Origin of the sequence: Leisingera sp. ANG-Vp, from assembly GCF_000813725.1 — a bacterium.
Taxonomy (GTDB): Bacteria; Pseudomonadota; Alphaproteobacteria; order Rhodobacterales; family Rhodobacteraceae; genus Leisingera.
Genome location: NZ_JWLD01000037.1, coordinates 102,901 through 124,155, shown reverse-complemented (window position 1 = coordinate 124,155; position 21,255 = coordinate 102,901). Strand labels below are relative to the sequence as shown.

Sequence of the window (21,255 nt, the reverse complement as noted above, 5' to 3'; positions counted from 1 at the left end):
ACGCGCGGTTTCTAACATCCTCTGCAAGCGGAGGAGAAAACATGACCGAGCTGCCTTGGACGCCGGACTTTGAAGTCTGGCCGGTTGATCACCATGCGGAGCACTTGCAGCACTCGGGCGAGGCGCTGGAGGTGGCCTGGTCGGATGGCCAGGCCAGCCGGCACCATGTGCTGCTGCTGCGGGAAAACAGCCCCGATGCGGCGACGATCCATCCCAAGGCGCGGGAGATGTGCATCTCTCCGAACGGTATCGCCGCCGATGTCGCCATTGCCGGGGCAGAAATCCTGGACAGCGGAGCGGTGGAAGTGCGCTTCTCCGACGGGACCGCCAGCGCTTATCATCCCGGCTGGCTGCGCGGCACTGCCTGGTTTGGCGAGGAAGAGCCTGCACCGCCCATCCTGTGGCGCGGTGAGGATCTGCCCGAGCCGCCGACGTTTGGTGGCCTCAAGGCGCTGGAAGACCCGCGCGTGTTTTTGCAATGGCTGGAGGCCTTGCGCGACTACGGCGTGGCCCGTCTGCGCGGACTGCCGCAGCGGGACGGGCTGCTTGAGGAGATTGTCACCCGCATCGGCCCGGTGCGCGAAAGCAATTTCGGCCGCCAATATGTGCTGGAGATCAAGGACGACCCGGACAGTCAGGCCTTTACCCCCGACAAGCTGCTGCAGCATATCGACATGCCGACACGGGAAACCCCGCACGGGCTGCAGTTCCTTTACACGCGGGATAACACCGCAACGGGCGGCGAGGGGATCTATGTGGACGCCTACCGGGTTGCCGAGGACATGCGGGTGGCGGAGCCTGAGCATTTCCACTCGCTGGTGACAGATGTTTGGCAGTACTCGAACCGTGCCCGCCGCTCAGACTACCGGGCCAGCGGCCCGGTGGTAGAAACGGACGCCAGGGGAAACATCACCGGTGTGCGCTACAACACTTTTCTGCGGGCGCCGCTAAAGGCGCCGCTGGAGGTGCAGGCCCGCGCCTACAGGGCCTACCGCGCCTTCTGCGCTCGGGCGCAGGATCCGCGTTATGAAATGGTGTTCCGCTATGAGCCCGGCGACCTGCTGGCCTTTGACAACCGCCGGGCTTTGCACGGGCGGGCCGGGTATGACGCCAAGGGCGGCACGCGGTTCATTGAAGGCATCTACTCCGACCGCGACGACCTGCATTCCCGCATCCGCACCCTCCTGAGGCAGTTCCGCGCCGAGGCAGAACAAGAGGTGCAGCCATGATCCCGGAACACATGGCTGCCGTGCATCTGGCCGGCCGTGGCGGGCGGCAGTGCCTGAGATTCCGCACCGGTCTGCCGGTGCCTCCGCCAGGCCCCGGAGCGGTGCTGGTCCAAGTGACCGCCGCAGGCCTGACCAGCTTCGGCATCAGCACCCGGGCCGCCTGTTTCCGCCTTTCGAACGCTGATGGAGGCGGCAGTGACGAGGGCATTGCCGCTGTGGGCGGCCGGGCCGGCCCGGACGTGTTGGGCAAACCAGTAGCGGAGTACAGCCTGTGACCAAAGCGGATCGTTTGAAACGGATGCTGAACCCAGCCCGTGTTGCCTGGTTCGGCGGCGGCGGTGTTGCACCTGCGATTGAGTATATGAAGGCCAATGGCTTCACGGGCGAGGCCATCGCAGTGAACCCCAAACGGGCAGAAATCGCTGACCTCCGATGTGTGCCTTCTGCAGATGACCTCCCTTGGGCGCCGGATATCGCTATCCTGGTGATCCCAAAGGAGGCGGTGATTGAAAGCGTGCGCGCTCTGGCGGAACGCGGCTGCGGCGGGGTGGTCTGCATCACCTCCGGCTTCTCCGAAAGCGCCGATGGCGCCGCACGGCAGGCCGAGCTGGTTGCGGCCGCTGGAGAGATGCCGGTGATCGGCCCCAACTGCCCCGGAATTGCCAACTTCCTCGATGGCAACGCCTTCATGATGGATCACTTCGGCAATCACGCGCCGCAAAAGGGCGTAGCGGTGATCTCCAACGGCGGTGCCTACCTGAGTGACCTTGGCTGCGCTGACCGCTCGCAGCCCATCGCCTATATGATCGGGCTTGGCAACCAGGCGATGGTGAGTGTTGCCGACATGCTGGACGCGGTGCTGGACGACAGCCGGGTGACCGCGGTGAATGTCTATTTCGAGGGAATTTCCGATGCGGTGAAACTCTCGCAGGCCGCTGCCAAGGCTGCCCGCAAGGGCACCCCGGTTGTGGCCATCAAAGGCGGCCGAAGCGAAGCGGGCACCCGCGCGGCGCAGTCGCATACGGCGTCTTTGTCGGGGGACGCTGCGGTGGCCTCAGCCCTGTTCCGCCGCTTTGGCTGGATTGAGGTGACGACGCCTTCCGAAGCCATCGAAACCGTAAAGATGCTGAGCTACACCCCCATTCCCAAGGGGCTAAAAACCGGCTTTATCACCTCATCGGGCTCATACGCCGTTCTAGGAGGGGATATTGCCGAGAAAGCAGGCCTGCAGATGGTGCCGCCCTCGTTGGAAACTGCGCCCGCCATCGATGCGGCATTGCCGGCCTATGTCGGCCCCGCGAACCCGCTGGATATTTCCGACGCCCATGGCTGGCCGCAGGGTGATCAGCTGCCGATCTATCAGGCCTTTGCGCAGGACGATTATGATTTGTTCGCGCAGGTGATGTGCTACCCGCCAGAAGGCGGCTGGGACATGTCGACCTGGGATGCCACCACCGGTGCTTTGGCCGAAGCCAAGGGGAACCGCCCGGCGGCCTTCGTCAACACCCTGGCCGAAGCGCTGCCGCGCGCGGTGCGCGAGCGGATGATTGCCAGCGGCATGGCACCTTTGCAGGGGATCGAGGACGGGCTGCGGGCGGTGGCCCATGCCGCGCGGTACGGGGCTATGCGGGAGGCACTGGATCCTGGCGCCATGCTCCTGAGTGCGGCCGGGCATTGCCCGGCGGTTCCGCCGGGCGGGACGCTGAGTGAAGCGGAAGCTAAATCCTGGCTTGCTGAAAGCGGCCTCGATGTGCCGCGCCGGTGGGTTGCCGATGGCCCTGGCAACTTGCCTGAGATCCCCTGCATTTGTGCCGTGAAAGCCATCGTGCCGGGTCTGCTGCACAAGACCGAGGCGGGTGCTGTCGCTCTGAACATTGCGCCGGAAGACCTGTCTGCTGCAATCAGCACCATGGCAGAGCGCCTCGCTGAACAAAATCTTGAGGCAGAAGGTTTCCTGATCGAGGAAATGATCCAGGATCCCGTTGGCGAACTGCTTGTTGGCATCCGCCATGTGCCGGATATCGGCCTGACCCTGACGCTGGCCATTGGCGGTATTGCTGTGGAGCTGATGCAGGACACCGCCACCCTGATCCTGCCTGTGCAGCGGCCGGAGATCGAAGCGGCTTTGAAAGGATTGAAACTTGCGCCGCTGATCCTCGGCTACCGGGGGCGGCCTGCAGCGGATCTTGCTGCAACGCTGGCCGCCATCGAAGCGGTTTGCGCCTTTGCTTCTGAGAACATCGAAATTGCGGAGCTGGAAGTGAACCCGCTGCTGCTCACCCAAACCCGCGCGGTTATTGCCGATGCGGTCCTGACCCTGAAAGGCTGAGACATGACCGACTACACCCACCTGATCTATGAAGTGGATGCCGACCACATCTGCTGGCTGACGCTGAACCGGCCGGAAAAGCTGAACGCGATGAACCTCAAGCTGATTGCCGAACTGCAGGCCGGGCTGGAGCGTGCAGATGCCGATGACGACGTCAATGTGATCGTGATCCAGGGTGCAGGCCGCGGCTTCTGTGCGGGCCATGATCTGGATGAAGACGCCGAGGAGGACCGCTCCTCGGTTTACGAATACCGCGCCCATTACTTCAAGCAGTTCGACGAGTTCACCACCCCCTGGCGGGTGACCAAGCCGGTGATTGCCTCCGTGAATTCCATCGCCATTGGCAAGGGGTTTGAGCTGAGCCTGTTCTGTGACATCACCATTGCCTCGGACGATACCCGCATCGGCTATAACGAGGTGCGTTACGGTATCTCCGGCCACTGCATGTTCCTGCCCTGGCTGGTGAACATGAAAACCGCCAAGGACCTGCTGCTGACGGGGCGTGAGCTGACCGCGGCGGAGGCCAAGGAGATGGGGCTGATCACTGATGTGGTGCCGCTGGAGGAGCTGAAGGAGGCGACCCATAAGAAAGCTCTGCTGATGGCGCGGATGCCGCGGGAGATGCAGCGGATGCACAAGATGTATCTGAACCGCGTCTACGAGATGCAGGGGCTGAAGACCGCCACAGACTACTATCTGGAACAGGTCGCCATCATGGGGGCAAACCCGGTGCCGGAGTATGAAGAGTTTTCGAAGTCGACCATCGAGAAGGGGCTGAAGGCAACACTGAAGGAAGCCAATGCCCGCTATGAGGGGCTGGACTGAAGCCTCGCGCTCAACTGCGGCGGGGGGCTCCCGCCCGTTTCCGGTGCTCCTTTGGAACACCGTCCCCCGTTGGGCCCGGCGCCGTGCGGACGCACGGCGGACCGGTCAGCACTGCTGACCGGATGTTTCGCGCGCGAAACATTGGGGGACAGGTGCTGACTTATTGAAGGCCGTTACCGGCCTTCGATCTCTCCCAGGATCTTGTTGCGCTGGATTTTGCCCGACGGTCCCTTGGGCAGTTCTGCCAGGAAGTGCACCTCATCCGGGGATTTGAATTTGCCGAGCTGGCTGTGGCAGATCTCGATCAGCTCCAGAGGCGTCAGGCTGGAGCCGTTGCGGATCTTGACGGCTGCTTCCACCGTCTCTCCGTAGCTCTTGCAGGGGCGGCCGAAGGCGGCGGCTTCGATCACGTCGGGGTGGGAGTAGAGCGCCTCGTCGATCTCGCGCGGGGCGATGTTTTCGCCGCCCTTGATGATCAGCTCCTTGAGGCGGCCGGTGACAAAGACATAGCCGTCCGCATCGATGCGTCCCAAATCGCCGGTGCGCAGCCAGCCATCCGCAGTGAAGGTTCCGGCGGTGGCCTCGGGATTGCTGAGGTACTCCAGCATTACATTGGGGCCGCGCACGGCCAGCTCGCCTTCGCTGCCATCGGTGACAGGGTTCTGATTTGCATCGAGGATGGCGATTTCGTTGCCATAGGCGATGCCGGGCGAGCCGATCTTGCGGGTGCCCGGAGGCAGCGGGTTGGACAGGATCTGGGCGGCGGTTTCCGTCAGGCCCATGGTCTCGATGATCGGCATGCCGAAGCGGTCCTCAAACGCGCGCTGCACGTCGGGGGCCAGCGCCGACGACGCTGAGCGGCCGAACCGGATGCGGGTGCGGGTGCTGTCGACTGGGTCGAGTTCAGAGTGCAAAAGGTGCGAGATGATAGTAGGGACCACCGAAAACCAGGTGGCCTGCGACCAACCGGCGTGGGCCCAGAAGCGGCTGGCAGAGAAACGCTCGCACATCGCCAGTGAGCCGCCGGAGATCAGCGTGCCCATCACCGTCACGCAGAGCCCGTTGATGTGGTAGATCGGCAAGACGCAGAGACCGCGGTCCTGAGCGGTAAGCTCATGTGCCACAGCGGTGGTCCAGCCGCCCGCCAGCAGGCTGGCGTGGGTATGCACCACGCCTTTGGGGCGGCCGGTGGTGCCGGAGGTGTACATCAGCAAAGCGTGGTCGCCGGCAGAGAGCGGGTGCAGCTCTGCCGGCGGACAACCGGTTGCTGCCGACCTGTCGAAAGGGGAGATGGAAGACAGGTCGGCAGTCTGCTCGAAAAGCCCGGTTTGGCTGGCGTGCACAAAGGCAAAGCGGGCACCGCTGTGCTGCAGCGCGTAGGAGACGGCGCTGGTGCCTGCGACCAGATTGATCATGGTGGCGCGGAAGCCGCCGTAGAGCACGCCGAACAGGCATTCCAGCGCCTCGCGCCCGTTGGGGTGCAGGATGGCGATGCTTTCACCCTTGGCAATGCCCTTGGCGGTCAGCGCGCGGGCGATGTCCCGGGCCGTATCGCGCAGCTCGGGCCAGCTTAGGTCCGGCGCGCCGTCGGGGAAGACAAAGCCGGTGCCGCCTTCCTCTGCGCGTGTGTCGAGCCAGTCGCGGATGGTTCCCTTGGGCGGTTCCATCATTGGCCTGCCTCCGCCCAGTAGCCGGCAAAGACCTCCTCCAGTGCCGGTTCGCGGGAGGGGATTTCGCGCACGATCTTGGTGCTCTGCACGAAGTGGCGCCAGTTGAGGTTGGTGTCGATCGAATTGCCGCCCCAGCTGCCGCAGCCCATCGACAGGGAAAACGGCATGCCGTTGGTGAAGGCGCCGCCGGTGGCAAAAGTATGGGCCTGGTTGACGATGACACGGCAGGTGGGCATGTCGCGGCCCATTTGCACCGCGCGTTCATCCCGGGCGGTGTGAATGCCGATGGAGTGGCCAGCGCCTTGATGGTCGAGGATGCGGCCGGCGGTGGCTTTGGCATCCGCGAAGTCAGCGGCGCGGTAGACGGCCAGAATACGGCTCAGCTTTTCACCGGACAGCGGGTGGTCCGGACCGATGCCCTTGGTCTCCACCGCCAGATATTTGGTGTCTGCGGGGACTTTGCCGGACATATCCAATGCGGTGAGCATTTTTTCCGCGTCCTGGGCGATGACTTCGCGGTTCAGGTGGCCGTCCGGCCAGAGCTTGGCAATGATGCCTGCGGCCTCGGCTTCGGGCACCAATGCGCCGCCTTCCTGAGCGAGTGCAGCAATGAAGCGGTCATAGATGGCATCAACCACCACGACGGAGTTCTCCGAGGAACAGGAAGTGGCATTGTCGAAACATTTTGATGCGGTGATCTTGGCTGCGGCATCCGCCAGGTCTGCGGTCTCATCCACGATCACGGTCACATTGCCGGCGCCGACGGCAACTGCGGGGGTGCCGCAGGACTGGGCGCGGTGGACGTTGTTCTGGCTGCCGGTGCAGATCACCCGGTCGGCGGCCTCCATCAGCGCCTGGGTCTTGGCCTTGGAGCCCGGTGCAGGGATCATCTGCACCAGGTCGGGGTCCAAGCCCAGCTTGGCAAACTCCGCATGGATATAGGACAGCAGCAGCTCGCAGGAAGCGACTCCCTTGGGCGAGGGGGCCACCACGATGGCATTGCCGCCCTTCAGCGCATTGATGATGTTGTTGGCGGGCGTGGCCGCCGGATTGGTCGAGGGGACAACGGCTCCGACAACGCCGATGGGGCGCATGATCTCGGTGATGCCGGTTTCGGGATCGTCGCTGATGATGCCGTGGGTCTGGACGCCGGCGATGTCGCGCAGCAGGCCCAGCGTCTTGCGGTGGTTCTTGGTGATCTTGTCCGCCACATTGCCAAGGCCGGTGGTTTCCACCGCCAGTTCGGCCAGGGCGCGGTTGCGGGCGGGTTCCATGATGGCCCAGCCTGCTGCCAAAGCTGCCTTGTCATAAAGCGCCTGGCTGCCGCCTGCCTCAAAGGCCTGCTGGGCGGTGCGGGCGCGCGCCACGATCTGTTCCACCTCGGCGATGCCGGAGGCGAGTGCGTCCTGAGCGTTCATGTCTTTCCTCGATTGATTGTCCGGGGCAGGGGCGGTGCCCCGGAGGGTTTCGGCCGGAAGGGTGGGGATCAGAGCCCGGCCAGAAGTTCCTTGAGCGTCTGTTCGCGTGCGGCCCACATTTCCTTGACCTCATCGCGGGTCATGATGTGCATGGGTGAGCCGCCGGCCTGCATCTTCTTGGCGACGCGCGGGTTGGCGAACATCTCAGGCACGGTGGCGGCAAGCTCGTCGATCACCTCTTGCGGGGTGCCTTTGGGCACCATCACGCCGCGAAAATTGACCGAGGAATTGTCCACGTCCAGCCCCTGCTCCTGCATGGTCGGGACATCCGGCAGGAAGTCCGAGCGCTGCAGGTCGGCGACGCCGAGGATCTTGACGTTGCCCGCTTCCTGCGCGCGGAAGGCATCGGACAGGTTGTTGACACCGCCCATGACCTCACCGGCGATGACGGCCTTCATCGCTGCCGCGCCGCCGCCCTTGGTAGGGATATAGGCCATCTTCACGCCAGCCGCCTTTTCGATCTGCAGCGCGGCGATGTGGTGGCCGACAAACAGGCCGGCGCCGGAGAAGGTCAGCTTGCCCGGGTTCTCCTTGGCATGGGCAACCACGTCGGCCATGGAGTTGAAGGGGCTGTCAGCCGCCACGACAAAGACCGCCGGGTCGGCGCCCCAGTTGGCGATGGGCTCAAAACTGTCTGCGGAATAGGACACGCCGCCCTTGATCGACTGGGCGATGAAATGCGGCACATTGTAGGCCGCCAGGGTGTAGCCGTCCGGATCGGCTTGCGTTGCAAACCAGTTCCAGCCGACACGGCCGCCCGCGCCGGGCTTGTTGATGATGGCGATGGGCATTCCCAAAGCATCCTCGTTGCCCGCGGTCATGGTGACGATCCGGGCCTGAAAGTCGGTGGCCCCGCCAGCCCCGTAAGAGACCATCATCAGGATTGGCCGTTCCGGATATTCTTCACCTATGGCGGTGCCTGCCAGGCCCATCAGCGCTATGGCAGCGCTTGCAATCAGTTTCTTCATTTTCTTCTCCTCCCTATTGGTTTCGGACCGTGCTCAAACGGTCAGAACAGAATTTCACGCGGCGTGTAGACGCTCAGCAGCTTGGCAAAGAGGCCGTACATCACCGCCACAAAGATGGCTGTAATCAGTGCGCGCTTGGCCCAGGTCTTGCCCTCGGAATGCGGCGCCGGGTCGTAGAGCGACAGCAGTATGAAAAAGGCGATGGCGGTAGCGGTGTAGAACCCCAGCGCCTTGGCGGCCCAGAAGACATAGACCGCCATCACTACGAGCCCCGGCACCATGCTGATGAACATGCTGCGCGAGATGCCCGAGCCGACCTTGCTGAGGCCCAGGACGGCCTTGCCAAAGGTCCAGCCCGCCAGCACCACAAAGACGGATGCAATCAGGCGCGGGAACAGGAAGGCTTCGGCGGGGGCTTGCGTATAGCTGACCCAGGCAACCCAGATGCCAACTGCGAACACAAGGCCGGAGCCAAGGATGTGCTGAGACCGGTTCATGCCTGTGCCTCCTCTTTGGTGGTATGGCGGCGGGTCCGCAGCTCCATCCAGGCCGAGTAGGCGATGGAGGCGACGACCACGGCGATCAGGAAGATGTTCAGCCCGCCGGACAGGAAGTAGCTGGCCTTGCCGACGGTGGCGTCCGCAATCATGCCGCCCTGGATGAAGTTCGATTCCGCGATCGGGCCCAGGATCAGCCCCAGCACCAGTGGTGCCGCGGAGAAGCCGAAACGTTCCAGGAAGTACATGCCGATGCCGAGGCAGGCCATGACATAGACGTCGCCCATCGAGCTTTGCACCGAGTAAGCGCCAAAGACGGAGAGGGCGAGCACGATGGCGGCCATCACCGATTGCGGCACCTGGGCAACGCGGGCGGCAAGCCCTGCCACGTAAAGGCCGAAGAGGCACATCAGAACCTGGCCCACCAGCATCGAATTGATGAAGGTCCAGGCCACATCCGGGTGGTTGTCGAACAGGTCGGAGCCCGGGAAGATGCCGTGGATCAGCAGCCCGCCCAGCAGCACTGCGGCGGTGGGGCTGCCGGGGATCGACAGGGTCAGGAGCGGCACCAGCGAGGGGCCGACCATGGCGTTATTGGCGGATTCCGCGGCAATCACGCCTTCGCTGTGCCCTTGGCCGAACTTCTCCTTCTCGGAGGAGAACTTCTTGGTCTGGTCATAGGCCACAAGCCCGGCAATCTGGCCGCCGACGCCGGGGATCAGCCCGATGATGGAGCCGGTGATGGTGCCGATGCCCAGGGCACGCGGACGGCGCAGCAGCTCCTTGGTGGCGTCCAGGACCGAGTGTTTCTGCACTTCGATCACTTCGGCGCCCTGCGCGCGGCGGCCTTTGGCGAACATGGTCAGCACCTGCGGGATGGCGAACAGGCCAATGAGAGCCGCAATGATATTGATGCCGCCGCCCAGCGACGGGTGGAAGATAAAGCGCTGGGCACCCATGATGTCGTCAAAGCCGATGGTGGCCAGCCACAGCCCGATGCAGCCGGACAGCAGGCCTTTGACAACCGAGGCCGAGTCCAGCGAGCCGATCACCGTGACGCCCAGAATGGCCAGCCAGAACAGATGCGAGGGGCCGAAGGCCAGCGCCCATTGCGCCAGAACCGGGGTCAAGAAGATTAGCAGCAGCACACCGAAAATACCGCCGACAGCCGAGGCCAGGAACGACAACTGCAATGCTTTGGCGCCCTGGCCCTGCTTGGCCATCTTGTGGCCGTCCAGCGTGGTGGCGATATTGGCAGGCGCGCCGGGGATCTTCAGCAGGATCGCGCTGACCGCGCCGCCGGCCACGGTAGAAGTGTAGGCGGCTCCCAAGAGGATCAGGCCCTGAACCGCTTCCAGATGGAAGGTGAAGGGGATCAGCAGCGCCACTGCCATGGTGGGGGAAAGCCCCGGGGTTGCCCCCAGGATCAGCCCGCCAATCGTGCCGCCCAGGAGCAGCAGGAATGACAGCGGTGAGAATACGTCTCCGAAGTAAAATATGAAGTCCATTCGGGGCCTCCCAACCCGGCTGATCGCGTTTTTACTTTTGTTGACAAAACAGGTTAGGCCATGAAAATAGTATTGCAAACGTTTTCATAAATTCTGCCGAGGGAGGAGGAATTATGGCGCCAAAACAGAAGGGTAACGTGGATATCGTTGCGGTGGCAAAGGCAGCCAAAGTGTCGCCTTCCACCGTGTCGCGCACCTTCAACCACCCGGATCTGGTCAGTCCCGCGACTCGCAAGAAGATCACCCGCGCGGTGCAGAAGCTGGGATACGTCAGGAACCGCGCAGCGCAGATGATGCATGGCAAAAGATCGGGCACCATCGGGCTGGTGGTGCCGACCATCAATCACGCGATTTTTGCCGAGGTGATCCAGGCGTTCTCGGATGCCATCGACCAAGCCGGGTTTACGCTGCTGCTGGCCTCGCACGGCTATGATCTGGACCGGGAATACGCGATGGTGCGCAAGCTGATGGAGCATCGGGTCGACGGGGTGGCGCTGATCGGGCTGGAGCATTCCGATGCCACTGCCCGGCTGATTGCGCAGCAGGAAACCCCGGCGATGGCGATCTGGAACTACGCAGAGGACTCGGAGCTGCCCTGCGTTGGCGCCGACAACCGGCAGGCGGGCCGCATGGCGGCAGAGCATCTGCTGCAGCTGGGCCACCGGGACATCGGTCTGATCTTCCCGGACACCCGCGGTAACGACCGGGCTCGGCACCGGCTGACTGCAGCGGTGAAAGCGCTTGAAACCCATGGCATTTCCGTGCCTGAGAACAGAATGTCCGAGGCGCCCTACAGCGTCTCGCAAGCCAAGCAGGCGGCTTTGGAGCTGCTGTCCGGGCCGTCGCGCCCGACTGCCTTGCTGTGCGGCAATGACGTGATCGCCCAGGGCGCGCTCTACGGGGCGCAGAAATGCGGGCTGCGGGTGCCGGATGAACTGTCCATCATGGGGATCGGCGATTTCAAAGGCTCGGCAGATATCGAGCCCGGCCTCACCACGGTGCGGATCCCGGCGGAAACCATCGGCACGCTCGCAGGCGAGCGGTTCACCAGCTATATCACCTCGGAGGCGCCGGAGATGTTCAAACTGTGCTGTGAGCTGGAGCCTATCCTGCGCGGCACCACCGGACGGATTTGAGGAGGGCAGGGGGCATGAATTTCGGCTTTATCGGAACCGGCGTGATCACCGAGGCCATCGTGACCGGCCTGCTGAAGCAGGAAGTGGCAGCACATGAGTTCCTGTTGTCCGAGCGCAGCCGCGCGGTTTCGGCACGGCTGGCGGCGGCTTCGGCTCAAGTACAGGTCTCGGCGGAAAATCAGGAGATTGCGGATCAGGCAGATGTTCTGTTCCTCGCGGTGCTGCCGCAGGTCGCGGAGGAGGTGCTGCAGCCATTGCAATTCAGGGCAGGCCAGAAAGTGGTCAGCCTGATTGCAACCGTGACCCACGAACGGCTGCGGGACTGGATCGGCGCGGATGTCGAGCTCACCCGCGCAATTCCCCTGCCTGCCGTGGCTGAGCGGCGCGGGGTGACGGTGCTTTATCCGCAGGACCGGGTGCTATCCGCATTGTTTGCCGGGCTTGGAACGGCTGTCACGGCAGAGACAGTTGAGGAATTTGACGCCTATGCCGCAGCCAGCGCCCTGATGGGTACCTATTTCGGCGTGCTGGAAACCGCAGCGGGCTGGTTGGCGGCTCAAGGCTGCTCCGAAGAGGGGGCGCAAGCCTATTTGACGGGTGTCTTCAGCGGGCTGGCAAAGCGGGCTGAGACAGATGCCGGCAGCAGTTTCAGCGCCCTGCGTGAAGGGCACTCAACCCCGGGCGGGCTGAACGAACAGCTGTTCCGGGTTTTCGACAGCGCAGGCGGCAGCAAGGCTTTGACTGAAGGGCTGGAGAGTGTCGCGGTCCGGCTGCAGGCGGCCAAATCATAGGCCTTTTCAGGCCGGCAGATCCGCAGACAGGTCGCAGGACCGGATAAAGGCGCAGCAGTCCTCGGTCAGGGCTGCAAAGCGGCTGCGTTCGCGCTGGTACAGATACACCTCCCGCTTGTCCGGCAGATCGGCGATGGGGCGGAAGGCGGTGGTTTCCGGCATGAAACGGGCCACGGTTTGGGGCAGCACCGTCACCCATTTGCCGGTCCGCACCATGGTGATCAGCGAGTGGGTATTGTGGATCGTCACATCGGCTGAGCCGCTGGCCGCGACAAAACGTTCGTTGCGGATCAGATCGCACAGCGCATTGCGGACGAAAGACGCGCCAGTGATATCGGCGATCACCGGCGGATGCTCCTGCAGCACCAGCGGGTGATCGGTAGAGCAGACCAGCCCGAAACGGTCCTCAAACAGCGGCACCGCCTTGACGCCGTTCACCGGGTGATAGCCTGAGGCGATGCCGATATCCGCCTTGCCCTCGGCCAGTGCGTCCAGAACCTGCTGGGTGTCGGTATCGCGCAGCTCGACCTTTAGGCCCGGGTAGCGCTCGGTCATGTGCTCCAGCACTGAGGGAAACACCAGCGCCGCGACGGACGGCACCGAGACGATGCGGATCAGCCCGTGGATCGCCTCAGCCGCCATCTCGATGCTCTGCACGGTCTGATCGAACTGGCGCACTTGTTTCTGGGCCAGTTCAAAGACTTGTTCGCCCAGCGGCGATAGCTGGTTCTTGCGCTCTCCCTCGAACAGCTTCTTGCCCAGATGCTCCTCCATCTGTTTCAGTGTCATCGAGACGGCGGACTGGGTGCGGCCCAGCCGGTTGGCCGCCTCGGAGAGGTTGCCGGTCTGCGCCACGGTGCAGAAGGCGCGCAGCATTTCGATCTTCAAGGACATGGAGTTCAGATTTGTTGAAGTTTCTTTCAGTTTATTGAGTTTGACTGATGTGTCCCGCGGAGTCCATCCTGCTGCAAACCTGAATTTCAGCATCTGGGGCTCGTACCGTGACCAAACTGAACCTGATTGCCGGCGAATGGCTGGCTGGCGAAAGCGAAATCGAAAACCGCAACCCGTCGGATCTGAGCGATCTGGTCGGCATGTTTGCCCAGGCCAGCAGCGACCAGCTGGACGCCACCCTGGATCAGGCGCAAGTTGCTCAGCGTGAGTGGGCCGCTTACGGCCTGGAGCGCAAGCAGGCGGTTCTGATGAACATCGGCAACGAGCTGATGGCGCGCGCCGAAGAGCTGGGCACACTTCTCTCCCGCGAGGAAGGCAAGCCGTTGGCTGAGGGCAAAGGTGAAGTCTATCGGGCAGGACAGTTCTTTACCTACTACGCCGCCGAATGCCTGCGCCAGATCGGTGAAAACGCCGACTCCGTGCGCCCGGACATCGAAGTGGATGTGCGCCGCGAGGCGGTGGGCGTTGTCGCCATCATCTCGCCCTGGAACTTCCCGACCGCAACTGCGTCCTGGAAGATCGCGCCGGCGCTCTGCTACGGCAACGCCGTTGTCTGGAAGCCCGCCAACATCACCCCGGCGTCTGCTGTTGCCCTGACCGAGATTATCGAACGCCAGGATATCCCCAAGGGCCTGTTCTCGCTGGTCATGGGCTCCGGCCGCTCGATCGGCCAGCGTCTGGTGGAAAGCCCGAAGGTGAACGCCATTTCCTTCACCGGTTCGGTGCCGGTCGGCAAGGGCATCGCCGCTGCGGCCATCCAGAACCTGACCAAGGTGCAGATGGAGATGGGCTCCAAGAACGCGCTGGCCGTCATGGACGATGCCGATCTGGATCTGGCTGTCTCCCTGGCGCTGGGCGGCGCCTTTGGCGGCACCGGACAGAAATGCACCGCCTCCTCCCGCCTCGTGGTCCACGCGGCCGTGCACGACGCCTTTGTTGAGAAACTGGTGGCGGGCGCACAGGCGATGAAAGTGGGCCACGCGCTGGAAGCAGGTGTGCAGATGGGACCGGTGGTCAGCGAGCAGCAGCTGAACGAAAACCTGGCCTATGTCGATCTGGGCACCTCCGAAGGCGCGGAACTGGCTTGCGGCGGCCAGCGCCTGGAGATGCCGACCGAGGGCTTTTACATGTCCCCCGGCGTGTTCCTGAACACCACCAACGACATGCGCATCAACCGCGAGGAAATGTTTGCGCCGCTGACCAGCGTAATCAAGGTCGGCAGCTATGACGAAGCGCTTTCTGTGGTGAACGACACCAACTTCGGCCTGACCTCGGGCATCGTCACCCAGTCGCTGGCCCGCGCCACCCACTTCCGCCGCAATGCGCGCACCGGTGTGGTGACCGTCAACCTGCCGACCGCAGGCACCGACTATCACGTGCCCTTCGGCGGCCGCGGCGACAGCTCCTATGGCCCGCGCGAGCAGGGCAAGGCGGCGGCGGAGTTCTACACCACCGTCAAGACCGCCTACATCAGCGCCGGCAAGCCGGTCTGATCAAGGAACCCTGGCAGCGCCGTGCAGCCGGCCTGCCAGTTTACCGAAGCGCCCGTCCTGCCTCTCCCCCGGGGCGGGCGCCACTTGCCCCTTGCCTGAAAGAGGCCGGGCGCTGGATTTGAAAACCGAGGTGCATGAATGACCGGATACCGTATCGACTGCCTGCAATATGCCAACTGGTCCGAGAAGATCTTCCGCCAGCTGCGCGAGGGCAACGTGGACGCGATCCATGTCACCATTGCTTATCACGAGAACTTCCGCGAGACGGTTCTGAACTTCGAGAAGTGGAACCGCTGGTTCGAGCAGTACCCGGACCTGATCATGAAGGGGCAGTGGGCTTCTGACATCGACAAGGCCCGCGAGACCGGCCGCACCGCGGTGTTCTTCGGGTTTCAGAACCCGTCGCCGATGGAAGACGATATCGGCCTGGTCGAGATCCTGCACACCCTGGGTGCACGCTTCATGCAGCTCACCTACAACAACCAGTCGCTGCTGGCGACCGGCTGCTACGAGGCAGAGGATCCCGGCATCACCCGCATGGGCAAGCAGGTGATCAAGGAGATGAACCGGGTCGGCCTCGTGGTGGACATGAGCCACTCGGCGGACCGCTCCACCATTGAAGCTGCGGAGCTTTCCACCCGCCCGATCGCCATCACCCATGCCAACCCGCATGAGTGGTCGCCGGCCCTGCGCAACAAGAAAGACGACGTGCTGCGCGCGGTGACCGGCCATGGCGGCATGCTGGGTTTCTCGGTCTATCCGCACCACCTGAAAGACAAGGGCAACTGCACCTTGCAAAGCTTCTGCGAGATGATCGCACGCACCGCCGACAAATACGGGGTGGAGCACCTCGGCATCGGCACCGACCTTTGCCAGGATCAGCCCGACAGCGTCGTGGAATGGATGCGGGTCGGCCGCTGGAGCAAGGAAATCGACTACGGCGAAGGATCAGCCGCCGCTCCGGGCTTCCCGGAAATGCCAAGCTGGTTCAAGGACAACCGCGACTTTGGAAACATCGAAGAGGGCCTTCGCGCGACGGGCATGAACGATGAGGAAGTCAGCGGCATCATGGGCGGGAACTGGTACCGGTTCTTTGCCGAAAACTTTGGCCCCAAAGGATAACCTTGATGGAAACAACCGCGCAGACAACGATATCAAGACGGGACCCGGCGCAGGTGATGCGCCTCAGCCGGCTCGGCTCATTGCATCAGTGCCGCCTCAGCTTCATGCGGGTTCTGACACGGCGCATGGCCCGCGAAAACTGGAGTTTCGCGCGGCCCAAGTTTGATATCGATGCCAAGGGCGTTGGCGTGGCGGTCTATACCGCCACCGGCCCTGCGCGGACCTACTCCCTGGTGGCCTTTGCCCATGACCTGCCGCCCGAGATGCGCTCGGACCGGGTGATCGCCACCGCCTGGGACGCAACTTTCACCCTGTTTGACGGGGTGCCCACGGATGAAGACATCGAGCGGCTGTCGAAGAACGTTCCGCATCAGGAAGCAGGCCGGGTCAACGAAAAGTCCCTGTCGGTTTCCCGGGCCAACCGCTCTGTGCGCCTCTGGGCGCATTTTGTCGATGCGCTGTCGCAAGGACAGCAGCCTGATCCCGGGCAGGTGGAGGCTGTCGGCTACCTGATGCGCACCACTGCGGTTTACGGCTCGGGCAAGCTGGGTGCGGCTGACCGCGAGGCCATTGCCGGCCGGGAGGAGCTGAACGCACCGTTCCAGGCTGAAATGCTCTCCGTGTTTCTGACCCGTGCCTTTGTCCGGGATCTGGTGGAACACATGGCCCGCGCCAAAGGCGGTGATCAGGCGGTGCCGCTGGCGCCGGAAACCGCCCGGCAGCTGGGCATCGGCAACTCCACCGGCCTGGGCATGGCGCCGTATATCGTCAACCACCCGGTGCTGTTCAACAACTGGATCATGGCCCGGGAAGAGGCCATTGCGCGGGTGCGCTCAGTCGAAACCGCTTCGGCAGAGGAGGCGGCCTGCTTCCGCCGGATGCTGCGGCGGAGCGAGATTTCTGCAGCCCGCTGGCGCTCGGAGCACCCGGTGCAGATCGAAAAACTGGCCAGTCTGCACAAGGATCTCGAGGCACTGTCGGCCTGGGTGGCCTCGGATGATCTGCTGAACGACCATCCTTGGGACCGCCTGATCCGCTGGAGCGAAGCGGAATTGGGGCTGGAAGGCCAGGAACTGGCGGCCTCGCTGATCCTTGAACCCTATGCCGATCTGGTGGATGGCCTGTCCGACTGCATGGCGGATGCCAACAAGGATGCCTTTATCATTGATGGGGCAATGCCGGTTGCGCAGCTTCGCCAGCTTATCGAGGACAGCTTTGCCTGGACGCTGGACCTGGACTGGAGCGCCCGCGAAAACTGTGCCCGCGCCTGGTATGTCTCGGAAGAGAAGCTGGAGCCGCGCATGGGCGAGCGCTTTGAGGAGCCGATCTCGGAGTATGAGCAGCCACTGGCCCCGGCCCGCGATGCGGCTTTGGCGCATGCGGCGCTGGCGGACTGGGATGCGGAGGAACCCGTTGCCGGCTTCCTGCTGCGCCATCCGGAGCACCGCCACACCGTGCGCCGCGCGCAGATGAGCCAGGTTGCCCCTTACGGCGAGATCCGCAGCAACACCATCAGCGACCGGGTGCTGCCGATCGACATGCTGCGGGCAAAGCTGTCGTTCTTCGGTGCCACCCATTTCGACCCGCGCTCGGACCGCTGGGTGCGGATCTGCATGTATGCGGGCGCGCCCTATCCCGACGATTTGACCACCGGCAATGCCGATCTGTGGGTGTACCCGGAGGCAGACCAATGAGCTATGCGCTAAACGAAGTGGAAGCCACCGCCAAACGCGCTGCCCGCGGCGCCGGATATGACTGGGGGCTGGCCGAGGAGGCCGCGAAAGCCACCCGCTGGCTGTGCGCGCAAGGGCTCGACGGCGCTGCCGTGCTGGCCGGGCTGCTGGAGGCAGGCTTTGCCGCCGGGCTGGCCAACCACGTACCGCGCAGCCTGCAAGGCGATTGGCAGGCTGATGCGCCGCTGTGCCCTCTGGCAACCGGGGCCGCCCTGTCGGATTGCGCCGGGAGGCTGCAAGGGGCACCGCAAACCATGGGGCCGGTCGCCTGGCCGGCGATGATCCTGCCTTTTGCCGCCCTGGCCGCACGCCGTCTTGGCGTCTGCGTTTCCGTTGAAGGCGAGGGGTTTCAGGCGGTAACCAACGGCAGCGCGCTGCAGATCGAAGGTGCTCTGCCAGATGCACCTGCCAGCCTGACTGTGCGCACAGAAGGCACCCTGTCTGCCTCTGTGCCGCCCGCCACCCGTGCCGAACCGGACGAGGCGGCCTGGGCCGTGCTCAACCGCTTTGCCCATAAAACCTATGCTCCGGCGACCGAGGAGTCGCGCCGTCTCGGCGCGGGTGCCGGTCTGTCGGACAATGACTGAAGAGGCCCCGATATGACCGAAACCAAAACCCTGACCCTCGCCGAAATCGAGGACCTGTCCTTCCGCGCCCTGGTAGCGGCCGGCACGTCTGAGGCCAATGCCCGTCCGCTGGCCGTTGCCACCGCGGCGACCGAAGCCGACGGTGTGGCCAGCCACGGCTTGGCCTATATCCCGATTTATGCCGAGCACGTGCAGTGCGGCAAGGTGGACGGCCAGGCGGCTCCGGTGCTGACCCGCCCGCGTCCCGGTGTGGTGGCAGTGGATGCGGCCACCGGTTTTGCCCATTCCGCCATCGACATGGGTTTTGAGGCCCTGACCGAAGCAGCGCGCGAACAGGGCGTTGCGGTTCTGGCCATCCGCAACAGCTATAACTGCGGCGTTCTGGGCTACCACACCGCCCGCCTGGCCCGCGCCGGGCTGGTCGGCCTGGGCTTCACCAATGCACCGGCCTCGATTGCGCCTTCGGGCGGCAAAAAGCCGGTGGTGGGCACCAATCCTTTCTCGATCGCGGTTCCTGGCACCGACGGCGAGCCGGAGCTGCTGATCGACCAGAGCGCCAGCACCATCGCCAAAAGCGAAGTGATGAAGCACGCCCGCGAAGGCAAGGAAATCCCGCTGGGCTGGGCGCTGGATGCCGACGGAAACCCGACCACTGACCCGGAGGCCGGCCTTAAGGGCTCGATGGCGCCATCGGGCGGCTACAAAGGCGTCGGCGTCGCGCTGCTGACCGAAATCTTGGCCGCTGCACTGACCGGCGCAACCCTCGGCATCAACGCCTCGCCCTTCTCGGGCACCGCGGGCGGCCCCCCGAAAACCGGCCAAATGTTCATCGCAATCGACCCGTCTGCGACATCAAATGACGCTTTTGGTGCTGGAATGGCCGGGATCGTGGAAGCGGTCCGCGGACAGTCCGGCGCACATCTGCCCGGAGACGGGCGGCGGGCAAAGCGCGTGCTGGCCCGTCAAGAAGGCGTCGCGGTCAACGTGGCAACGCTGCAAAAGATCGAGGCCCTGCTGGGCTGACGCCACCATCCGGCGGTTCCGCAAGACCGCCGGGAATACCGCGCCTAGGCGCGGCACGTGCGAAACGGGAGGAAACGCATGTCAGTAAAACAACCGTTCACCGACTTGGAGATTAAGACATCTCCGAGCGGTTTTTATCAGGGGCACAGCCTTGAGATTGCCCTGCTCAGCAAGGGGATTATGGTTGCCCTGGTTCTCTGGGCACTGGTCTGGCCGGCAAACGCCACGAGCGAGCTGGGCGCCCTCAACTGGCGCATCCTTGAGGATTTCAACGCCTTCTACATCATCATCGTCGGTTTCTTCGCCTTTTTCCTGTTTGTGGTCGCCGCATTGCCGCAAACCGGTAAGCGGATCATGGGGGGACCGGGCCAAGGCAAGGAGTTCTCGGACTTTTCCTGGTTCTCGATGATGTTCGGCGCCGGCCTGGGCGTCGGCCTGATGGTTTTCGCCACCGCTGAACCGCTGGGCCTGTGGGGTTCCAACCCTGTGGTTCTGGCGCAGGAAGTGACCGCGAACACCGAAGAAGCCGTGCAGTCGGGCTTCCGCTACACCTTCCTGCACTATGGCTTTCACGCCTGGGCGATCTATGTGGTGACCGGCTTGTCGCTGGCCTACTACGCCTATACCCGTGACATGCCGCTGACCATCCGCACCGCGCTGACCCCGCTGTTCGGCAAGCTGATGAACGGTTTCGCCGGTCACGTCGTTGACGTGCTGGGTGTTGTTGCCACCATCCTAGGCGTCTCCGTCACCATCGGCTTCGGCGTCTCGCAGTTCGTGGATGGCGTTTATGCCGTCACCGGCATGGAATGGATGATGGACATGAGCGGCGACGCGCCTGCACCGGGCACCGTTGGCCTGCTGGCCGGCCTGTTCGCGATCATGGGCCTGTCGATCATCTCGGCTGTGTCCGGTGTTGGCCGCGGCGTGAAGTATCTGTCGAACCTGAACCTGGTTCTGTCGATCATCCTGCTGCTGACCTTTGTGGTCTTCGGCTCCTTCATGTTCGCCATGACCACCTATGCCTCGGCATTCGTCGACTACGTCCTGCACTTCGTTTCGCTGAGCTTCGGCGCCTATGGCCCGCAGTCCGCAGCTGACTTCGCAGCAGCCCTTCCGGCAGACGCCGCACCCTACGCAGACGCTCTGCGCGGCGGTGCAACCAATGCCTGGGGTTCCTTCGACGGCTTCAAATCCGGCCTGGAAGGCGAAGCCGCTGCTCTGTCCGACGACGTTCTGGCGGCAAGCTACGCAGCTGGTGAAGCACAGCGCCAGTTCGGCTGGCAGGCTGGCTGGACCACCTTCTACTGGGCTTGGTGGATCGCGTTCTCGCCCTTCGTTGGCCTGTTCCTGGCGCGCATTTCCCGCGGCCGTTCGGTGCGTGAGTTCATCGTGGGCTGCGTGTTCGCACCGGCGCTGGTATGCTTTGCCTGGATGACCATCCTGGGCGGCACCGCCATCGATCTGGAACTGACCGGCGGCGCAGAAGGCGCAATCATCGGCGCATCGAACACTGCCAAGCTGTTCGTGACCCTGGGCCAGATGATCGACGGCGGCCTGCTGTCCGGCATCACCATCATGTGTGTTGTGCTGATCATGACCTTCCTGGTCACCTCGGCTGACTCCGGCATCCTGGTGATGAACACCATCATGTCCGGCGGCGACCAGAACATCGGCAACAAGCACAAGATCGTTTGGGGCCTGATCCTGACCGCGGTGATCGGCACCCTGCTGTTCGCAGGCAAGCAGAACGGCGGAGCCGATCCGATGGAAGCGCTGAAAAGCGCGATGATCATCGGCGCGCTGCCCTTCACCATGGTCATGGGCCTGATGTGCGTGTCCCTGGCCAAGGCGCTGTACCGTGACGGTCAGCGTGAAAAGGCTGCGGCACCTGCCGAGTAAGCAGCGTCTT

The 21,255-nt window shown here is 63.7% G+C and carries 18 protein-coding genes; 12 read left to right on the top strand and 6 right to left on the bottom strand.

Annotated features, from left to right (window positions below):
- The first annotated feature begins 41 nt into the window (after window positions 1–41).
- Genes RA20_RS13015 through RA20_RS13000 form a run of 4 tightly spaced genes read left to right on the top strand, consistent with a single transcriptional unit; the run spans window position 42 to window position 4,383 of the window.
- Window positions 42–1,229 (top strand): TauD/TfdA family dioxygenase, encoded by a 1,188-nt coding sequence (locus RA20_RS13015; RefSeq protein WP_052248992.1) that lies wholly within the window; start codon window positions 42–44, stop codon window positions 1,227–1,229.
- Complete coding sequence (locus RA20_RS13010) at window positions 1,226–1,504, top strand: hypothetical protein (RefSeq protein ID WP_039129332.1); 279 nt, start codon at window positions 1,226–1,228, stop codon at window positions 1,502–1,504. The genes RA20_RS13015 and RA20_RS13010 overlap by 4 nt, the downstream gene beginning before the upstream one ends.
- Window positions 1,501–3,558, top strand: a complete 2,058-nt coding sequence (locus RA20_RS13005) for an acetate--CoA ligase family protein (protein WP_152618512.1) — start codon at window positions 1,501–1,503, stop codon at window positions 3,556–3,558. Before RA20_RS13010 ends, RA20_RS13005 begins: the two co-directional genes overlap by 4 nt.
- 3 nt (window positions 3,559–3,561) lie before the next feature.
- Complete coding sequence (locus RA20_RS13000; RefSeq protein WP_052248991.1) at window positions 3,562–4,383, top strand: enoyl-CoA hydratase/isomerase family protein; 822 nt, start codon at window positions 3,562–3,564, stop codon at window positions 4,381–4,383.
- 173 nt (window positions 4,384–4,556) lie between these two features.
- On the opposite strand, the gene RA20_RS12995 is transcribed toward RA20_RS13000, so the two are convergent.
- The 5 genes from RA20_RS12995 to RA20_RS12975 all read right to left on the bottom strand — a co-directional run bounded on the left by RA20_RS12995 (window position 4,557) and on the right by RA20_RS12975 (window position 10,504).
- Entirely contained in the window at window positions 4,557–6,053 is a 1,497-nt protein-coding gene (locus RA20_RS12995) for an AMP-binding protein (RefSeq protein WP_039129327.1), read from the bottom strand.
- Window positions 6,050–7,471, bottom strand: a complete 1,422-nt coding sequence (gene sauS, locus RA20_RS12990) for an acylating sulfoacetaldehyde dehydrogenase (RefSeq protein ID WP_039129324.1) — start codon at window positions 7,469–7,471, stop codon at window positions 6,050–6,052. Before sauS ends, RA20_RS12995 begins: the two co-directional genes overlap by 4 nt.
- A 68-nt stretch (window positions 7,472–7,539) precedes the next feature.
- Window positions 7,540–8,499: a tripartite tricarboxylate transporter substrate binding protein gene (locus tag RA20_RS12985; RefSeq protein WP_039129321.1), complete on the bottom strand. Its 960-nt coding sequence runs from the start codon at window positions 8,497–8,499 to the stop codon at window positions 7,540–7,542.
- Between the two features lie 41 nt (window positions 8,500–8,540).
- Window positions 8,541–8,996 (bottom strand): tripartite tricarboxylate transporter TctB family protein, encoded by a 456-nt coding sequence (locus tag RA20_RS12980; protein ID WP_039129318.1) that lies wholly within the window; start codon window positions 8,994–8,996, stop codon window positions 8,541–8,543.
- Window positions 8,993–10,504, bottom strand: coding sequence for a tripartite tricarboxylate transporter permease (locus RA20_RS12975; RefSeq protein WP_039129316.1), 1,512 nt, complete (start codon window positions 10,502–10,504; stop codon window positions 8,993–8,995). The genes RA20_RS12980 and RA20_RS12975 overlap by 4 nt, the downstream gene beginning before the upstream one ends.
- 113 nt (window positions 10,505–10,617) lie before the next feature.
- Between RA20_RS12975 and RA20_RS12970 the strand changes: the two genes are divergently transcribed.
- Together RA20_RS12970 and RA20_RS12965 are read left to right on the top strand one after the other, a co-directional pair.
- A complete protein-coding gene (locus tag RA20_RS12970; RefSeq protein ID WP_039129314.1) occupies window positions 10,618–11,640 on the top strand; it encodes a LacI family DNA-binding transcriptional regulator in 1,023 nt (340 codons plus the stop codon).
- Between the two features lie 14 nt (window positions 11,641–11,654).
- On the top strand, window positions 11,655–12,431 hold the full coding sequence (locus RA20_RS12965; RefSeq protein WP_039129312.1) for a pyrroline-5-carboxylate reductase: 777 nt from the start codon (window positions 11,655–11,657) through the stop codon (window positions 12,429–12,431).
- 6 nt (window positions 12,432–12,437) lie between these two features.
- Here RA20_RS12965 and RA20_RS12960 read toward each other — a convergent pair whose 3' ends face one another.
- Window positions 12,438–13,325: a LysR family transcriptional regulator gene (locus tag RA20_RS12960; RefSeq protein WP_039129309.1), complete on the bottom strand. Its 888-nt coding sequence runs from the start codon at window positions 13,323–13,325 to the stop codon at window positions 12,438–12,440.
- A 107-nt stretch (window positions 13,326–13,432) separates the two neighbouring features.
- On the opposite strand from RA20_RS12960, the gene RA20_RS12955 reads away from it, so the two are divergent.
- From RA20_RS12955 to RA20_RS12930, 6 genes are all read left to right on the top strand, one after another.
- A complete protein-coding gene (locus tag RA20_RS12955) occupies window positions 13,433–14,878 on the top strand; it encodes an aldehyde dehydrogenase family protein (protein WP_039129306.1) in 1,446 nt (481 codons plus the stop codon).
- Window positions 14,879–15,016: 138 nt separating this feature from the next.
- Window positions 15,017–16,000, top strand: a complete 984-nt coding sequence (locus RA20_RS12950) for a membrane dipeptidase (protein ID WP_039129303.1) — start codon at window positions 15,017–15,019, stop codon at window positions 15,998–16,000.
- A gap of 5 nt (window positions 16,001–16,005) precedes the next feature.
- The gene (locus RA20_RS12945; protein WP_039129300.1) at window positions 16,006–17,694 is read left to right on the top strand and encodes a hypothetical protein; all 1,689 of its coding nucleotides are present in this window, start codon (window positions 16,006–16,008) and stop codon (window positions 17,692–17,694) included.
- Window positions 17,691–18,320 (top strand): DUF3726 domain-containing protein, encoded by a 630-nt coding sequence (locus RA20_RS12940; RefSeq protein ID WP_039129297.1) that lies wholly within the window; start codon window positions 17,691–17,693, stop codon window positions 18,318–18,320. Before RA20_RS12945 ends, RA20_RS12940 begins: the two co-directional genes overlap by 4 nt.
- Window positions 18,321–18,332: 12 nt before the next feature.
- Window positions 18,333–19,343: an Ldh family oxidoreductase gene (locus tag RA20_RS12935; protein ID WP_039129295.1), complete on the top strand. Its 1,011-nt coding sequence runs from the start codon at window positions 18,333–18,335 to the stop codon at window positions 19,341–19,343.
- 78 nt (window positions 19,344–19,421) lie between these two features.
- Window positions 19,422–21,245, top strand: coding sequence for a BCCT family transporter (locus RA20_RS12930; protein WP_039129293.1), 1,824 nt, complete (start codon window positions 19,422–19,424; stop codon window positions 21,243–21,245).
- Window positions 21,246–21,255: the final 10 nt, after the last annotated feature.